At 73.9% G+C, this 6392-nt stretch carries 4 protein-coding genes and 1 pseudogene; 3 read left to right on the top strand and 2 right to left on the bottom strand.

Annotation, left to right across the window (positions count from 1 at the left end; translation table 11 throughout):
• Positions 1–1187: PucR family transcriptional regulator (locus tag ACWJ6R_RS27725; protein ID WP_449065050.1), on the bottom strand; the 1187-nt coding region annotated here is incomplete at its 3' end.
• 109 nt (positions 1188–1296) lie between these two features.
• Positions 1297–1821, bottom strand: coding sequence for a DUF421 domain-containing protein (locus tag ACWJ6R_RS27720; RefSeq protein ID WP_449065049.1), 525 nt, complete (start codon positions 1819–1821; stop codon positions 1297–1299).
• Between the two features lie 227 nt (positions 1822–2048).
• Between ACWJ6R_RS27720 and recD2 the strand changes: the two are divergent.
• The 3 genes and pseudogenes from recD2 to ACWJ6R_RS27705 all read left to right on the top strand — a co-directional run.
• Positions 2049–3617 (top strand): annotated as a pseudogene (recD2, locus tag ACWJ6R_RS27715) (SF1B family DNA helicase RecD2); the annotation flags it as partial.
• Complete coding sequence (locus tag ACWJ6R_RS27710; protein WP_449065048.1) at positions 3593–4120, top strand: ATP-binding domain-containing protein; 528 nt, start codon at positions 3593–3595, stop codon at positions 4118–4120. The pseudogene recD2 and the gene ACWJ6R_RS27710, both read left to right, overlap by 25 nt.
• A gap of 272 nt (positions 4121–4392) precedes the next feature.
• The coding region (locus tag ACWJ6R_RS27705; protein ID WP_449065047.1) for a putative bifunctional diguanylate cyclase/phosphodiesterase at positions 4393–6392 on the top strand (2000 nt) is incomplete at its 3' end.

Raw genomic sequence — 6392 nt, 5'->3', positions numbered from 1 at the left:
CTCGTGCAGCGCCAGGCACTCGTCGGCCTCCTGCCGGCCGGCCGGCAGCTCCGCGACCTGGGCCGGTGCGCCGATCCCGGCCAGGATGCGCACCTGCGCCGGGAGCGCGGCCTGCAGCGCGGCCACCCACTCGCGTGCCGCGGACGCCCGCTCGCCGGGCAGGACCGTGTAGAGCGTGTTGCCCAGCAGCGTGCTGCGTCCGGCCGGGACCAGCCGAAACCGGTGGTGGCCCGCTCGAAGGCCAGCAGGAGCGCGGCGTGCCGCTCGGCGGCGGTGTGCGCGCGGACCGCGATGACCCGCATGGCGCCCGGGGCCAGTCCCAGCTGGCTCAGCACCGTCTCGGCGTCGGCGCCGCCCTCCAGCAGCCGGATGGTCAGGTCGGACTCCACCTGCCGCTCCAGATCCGCGCTCGCCCGTGAGCGCAGCAGGTGCAGCGCCACCGTGCGCGCGCCGTCGGTCAGGGCGCCGAGCCGTGCCCCGGTCAGCGGGCCGTCGCAGGTGACCCAGACCGAGCCCAGCAGCTCACGGCCCGCCCGCACCGCCACCGCCATGCGTCCGGTCAGGCCGTTCTGCGGGTCCCGCGCCACGAACACCGGTTCGTCCGTCGAGGCCAGGTGATCGAACACCCCCCGGGCCCGGAGCGTCTCGCGCAACCGGTCCGGCACCTGACGCACCAGGATCGTCTCGAGCCGGGCCGGGTCGCCCGCCTGCTGGGAGCGCGAGTACGCCAGCACCCGCGACAGCCGGTCCTCGATGGTCACCGCGCCGCCGATCACATCCGCCAGGTTGTCGGCCAGCGCGAACAGGTCCGTCGGCCCGCGGCCCGACTCGGTCTCCCGTCCCTCCAGCACCAGCCCGTAGACGACGCCGGTGAGCTGGCTCCACGACACCGCGGGATCGACCAGCATCACCGCCACGTCCTCGCTCTCCCCGGCGGAGAAGGCCTCGTGGGCGGCGCCGGCCTCGGCGCGCACCAGGACCGCCGCGGCCCGGGCCGACACCGCCCACCGCACCGCCTCGGCCACCGACGCGGCTCCCACCGCCAGCAGCACGTCGCCCGCGACCTGGTCGTCGGTCGGATCGGGCATCGCCACGCTGCGCAGCTGCACCGAGCGCGCCCGCGGCCGGCCGCAGAGCCGTACCCCGTATCCGCCCAGGACGTTGATCAAGCGGTCCAGTCTGATCATGAGCGCCTCCCGCCCGGTGCCGGCGCGTCACCTCGACGCGCTCTCCGGTCTGAAGACCGGAGCGCCGGCTCGCATTCCGGCGGCCGCCGGCTCCGGGGGCACGCGGTCGTCAGCCGCGGGAGGGGGGCTCCTCCGGCTGATCGGTCTCGCCGTGGTCGCGGCGCAGCACGCTGATCATCCCGTTCGGTTCCAGGTAGGCGCGCTCCACCTGTGCCGGATCCTGGATGCCGTGCAGCCGCAGCTGGCTGAGCACCTCCTCGCGCGTCATGAACTCCCTGCGCATGACCTTGGGGTTCACCCTGCCGTCGTCGATCAGCGGCCGCGGGCGCGCCTTCAGCAGTTTGGCGGCGTGCGGCCAGCGGTACGCGACCGCGTCGACGACGACGCTCCACAGCAGCATCGTCGCGACGAGCAGGATCCCGTCGGTGACGGAGCGGGACTCCCCGGTCAGGCCCCCGGCCGCCGCCTCGGCGACCAGGACGATCAGCAGCACGTCCGTGATCCCCAGGCCGCCCGACTCGCGCTGCCCGGCGACGCGCATCATGACCAGCAGCGCGAGGAACGTCACGGTTCCGCGCACGAAGATCTCGGTGAGCGGCGTGCCGGGCATGAAGATCGCTTCCCAGTCGGGCATGCCCTCTGGTTACCCCGGGTGCATGTACGGAAACGGAGCGGGACGGCGGCGGGCCGGGAGCTGTGGAGGTCCTCCGGAACGCGTCCGCGGGCCGCCCGGGGCACGGTGGGCGCCGTACGGGCCCCGCCTGCGGGTTTCTGTCGGTCGTATCCGGTTGGATCCCTGCTGTGGACGTTTCCGTCGAACACCTGGTGTACGTCCGCGAAGACGGATACACCGTCGCGCGGATGAGCGCCGAGGGCGTGCCGGACTTCATCGCCTCCGGCCGGGCCCTGGCCGGGATCCAGCCCGGGGAGTCGCTCCGGCTCGTCGGCTCGTGGGGCGAGCATCCGCGCCACGGCAGGAACTTCGCGGTGGACGGCTGCGAGCGGGTGGCCCCGGCCACCGTCCGGGCGATCCGGATCTACCTCGGCTCGGGCCTCATCCGCGGCATCGGGCCGCGGCTCGCCCACGCCATCGTCAGCCACTTCGGGGAGGCGACGCTGGAGGTCATCGACACCGAGCCGGAGCGGCTCAAGGAGGTCGTCAACATCGGGCCCGCCCGGCAGGAGCAGATCACCCGGGCCTGGGAGGAGCAGAAGGAGATCGCCGCGCTGATGGCGGTCCTGCAGGGATTCGGGGTCAGCCCGCTGCTCGCGGCGAAGCTCTACCAGGTGTACGGCGCGGACTCCGGCGAGGTCCTCGCCTCCGACCCGTACCGCCTCATCGGCCAGGTCCGGGGGATCGCGTTCGGCACGGCCGACCGGATCGCGCTGAGGTCCGGCGTCCCCGAGGACAGCCCGGAGCGGATCGGCGCGGCGGTCCTGGACACGCTGGAGACCGCGGGCGCCCGCGACGGGCACTGCTACCTGCCGCTGCACGTCCTGGTCGGCAGGGCCGCCGAGCTGGTCGGCCAGGAGCGGGAGCTCGTCGGCCGGGCGGTCGACGCCCTGCGGGCCGAGCGCCGGGTGGTCGTCGAGGCGTCGCCCGACGACTCGGACCAGACCGTGGTGTACGCCAAGCAGGTGCACGGCCGCGAGGTGGGCTTGACGGCCCACCTGACCAGGCTCTGCCGGGCCCCCTCGACGCTGCCCGCCCGCACGTGGCCGGAGGACCCGGGGCTGCACGAGGACCAGCGGGCGGCCGTGGCCATGGCGCTGACCAGCACCGTGTCCGTCCTCACCGGCGGCCCGGGATGCGGCAAGAGCCACACGGTGAAGGCGGTCGCGGCCGCGGTGCGGGCGGCGGGCGGCACGGTGACCCTGACCGCCCCGACGGGCAAGGCCGCCAAGCGGCTGTCGGAGCTGACCGGGCTGCCCGCCATGACCGTGCACCGCATGCTGGCCCACCGGCCCGAGCCGGAGCCCGGCACGCTGTTCACCGAGACGCCCGCCCAGGCCGACCTGGTCGTGGTCGACGAGGCCTCCATGCTGGACCTGCACCTGGCCACCCGCCTGGCCGCGGCCGTCCCCTCCGGCAGCCACCTGCTGATCGTCGGCGACGGCGACCAGCTGCCGAGCATCGCGCCCGGCAACGTGCTGGCCGACCTGCTGCGCGTCGAGACCGTCCCGAGGATCCGGCTGACGCACGTCTTCCGCCAGGCGGAGGAGAGCGGGATCATCCAGGTCGCCCACCGCATCCGGGCCGGACGGGTGCCCGACCTCCCCGGCCGGAGGGGGTTCTGGTTCGAGGAGGTCGACGACCCCGGCCAGGTCGCCGAGCGGGTGGTCCACCTGGCGACGGCGGCGATCCCGCGCAAGCAGAACGTGGACCCCGGCCAGGTCCAGGTCCTGTGCCCGATGCGCAGGGGCGCGACCGGGACCGTCGAGATCGGCCGGATGATCCAGGAGCGGCTCAACCCGCCGGGGAGGGGAAGGAGGAGCACTGGTCGGGCGCCTCGGTCTTCCGGACCGGCGACCGCGTCATGTCCGTCCGCAACAACTACGACAAGGGCGTCTTCAACGGGACGACCGGGACGGTGACCGGGGTCGTCCGGCAGGACAGGCTCCTGGAGATCCGCACCGACGAGGGGGAGAGCGTGCAGTACGGCTTCGGCGAGCTCGACGAGCTGACCCACGCGTACGCCGTCAGCGTGCACCGCTCCCAGGGCAGCGAGTACCCCTTCGTGGTCGCGCCGATCGTCGCCGAGGCCGGCGGCGTCATGCTGCGCCGCAGGCTGCTCTACACCCTCGTCACCCGGGCCCGGTCGTGGGTGGTCCTGGTCGGCCAGCGTGAGGCCCTGGAGACGGCGGTCCACCGGCTCGGGCACCGCCGCAACACCGGCCTCGCCCGCAGGCTCGCGCTGAGCCTGCGGAGCTGAGCGACCGGGGGCGGCCCGGGGGAGGGACCGCCGGGAACCGCCTCGGAGGACGTCCCAGGAGCGGGTCGATCCTTTACCCGATCGTCACCTTCTTCCGGTCAGCTCCGATGACCGCGCACCGATGGGGGGCGTATCCGACCCCACAGAAGAAGAACCAGCCGGCCCGCGTCGCCGGCCGGCCCGCATCCACCCCATAACCGCTGTCGACCTCCCTTTCCGCCACGCCGTCCGGGCGCGCGGGCGGGAGCGCCCGGCAGGCCATCAGAGAGATCATGATGCAGAGCCTCTTCGCGGCAGCCCGTACCGGCTCCCGCCTTGCCGGCCGCCCGCACGCCTGGCTGGTCTTCCTCGTGCTGGGAGGCCTGGCGGCCGTGACCGCCCCGTTCGCGGCGAGCACGTCGCCGGTGGTGGGGACGCTGTCCTGGGTGCTGCTGCCGGGGGCCTCCGCGCTGGCCGTCCTGGCCGGGATGCGCCGGAACGGGCTGACCGGCTCGGGGCCGTGGCGGCTGATAGGCGCCGGTCTCCTGATCACGCTGCTGGCGAGCGCCCTCGGCTGGGGTGTCGGCTGGGTCTGGCTGAGGAGCCCCCTGCTGCTGAGCGCCTACCAGATCAGCACACTCGTCGCCTACGGCCTGGCGCTGACCGCGCTGGTCATGATGAGCCTGCGGACCGCCGGTCCGCGCTGGGCGGCGCTGCTGGACGCCGGCGTCATCACCGTCGGCGTGGCCATGCCGCTCTGGACGCTGCTCATCGGCCCGGCCGCCGACCGGGCCGTGCACATCGACACCGACCTGGTCTTCACGCTGGCGCTGCCGGCCATCGACCTGTTCATCATCGGGCTCGTGATCCGCCTGGCCCTGGACGGCGGACGCGTGCCGGGGCTGGGCCTGCTGAGCGCCTCCTACGCCGCCATGTTCTTCTCCGACATCGTCTACCTGCTGAACCAGACCTCCAACGAGGTGTACGGGGCCGTCTCCACGGCCTGCTGGCTGGGCTGGGCGGTCCTGACCGGCGCGGCCATGCTGCACCCCAGCATGGCCGCCGCGAACCGGGAGCAGGAGCCCGCCCCCTTCAGCCGGACGCGGGTGACCGTGCTCCTGGCGCTGGCGCTGGCGCTGACGGTGCTCAGCCCGCTGCTCTCCGTGGTGGTCCCGGTGGTCACGGGCACCGGGACGGCCGTGGACCCCCACGGCAACCGGGCGGTCACGCTGCTGACCGTGCTGCTGGCCGTACTGCTGATGCTGCGGCTGAGCACCGTCGTGCGCGTGAGCCTGGCGCAGGCGGCCGACCTGCGCGTCGCCCTGCACCGGCAGGACGCCCTGCAGCGCAGCCTGTCCCACCGCGCCTCGCACGACCCGCTGACCGGGCTGGGCAACCGCACCCTGCTGGGCGAGGCCCTGCACACCGTCATCACCGCGCACGCCGCCGCTCCCGACGCCCCCCATCCGGCGCTGCTCCTGCTGGACCTGGACGCCTTCAAGGACGTCAACGACACCTACGGCCACCCGGTGGGCGACGAGGTGCTCACCGTCGCAGCCCACCGGCTCCGCGAGCTGGTCGACGGCGAACACATCCTGGCCCGGCTCGGCGGCGACGAGTTCGCCATCCTCCTGCCCCGCGCGGAGACCGGCGAGGCCATGGCCGTGGCCCAGCGGATGCTGGAGACCGTGCGGGCCCCCTACCTGGTCGACGGCCGCGAGCTGTACCTGACCACCAGCATCGGCGTCCTGACCGGCACCGCCGTCGCCACCGCGTCCGACGCCCTGCGCGACGCCGACCTGGCCCTGTACGAGGCCAAGGCCTCCGGCAAGAACCAGATCGTCGTCTTCGACAGCGAGCTGCGCGCCCGGCGCCTGCACCACGCGGAGCTCGCCGTCGGGCTGCGCCAGGCGCTGGCCCGGGAGGAGTTCACCCTGGCCTACCAGCCCGTCGTGGACCTGACCTCCGGCACGATCTACGCGGTGGAGGCCCTGCTGCGCTGGACCCCGGCCGGCGGCCGGCCCATCCCGCCGGACGTGTTCATCCCCGTCGCCGAGGACACCGGGCTGATCGTCGAGATCGGCCGCTGGGTCCTGAACCAGGCCTGCGCCGACGCGCAGCGCTGGCACGAGCGGTACGGCATCGCGATGACCGTCAACGTCTCCGGGCGGCAGCTGCGCGAGCGCGCGTTCCGGGACACGGTCCTGGACGTCCTGGCCCGTTACGAGCTGCCGGAGAACGCGCTGACCCTGGAGATCACCGAGAGCATGCTGCTGGCCACCACCGCCGCCGA

Source organism: Planomonospora algeriensis, from assembly GCF_977012225.1.
Note: the sequence above shows the minus strand (reverse complement) of the source record. Positions and strands in the feature narration are given on the sequence as shown.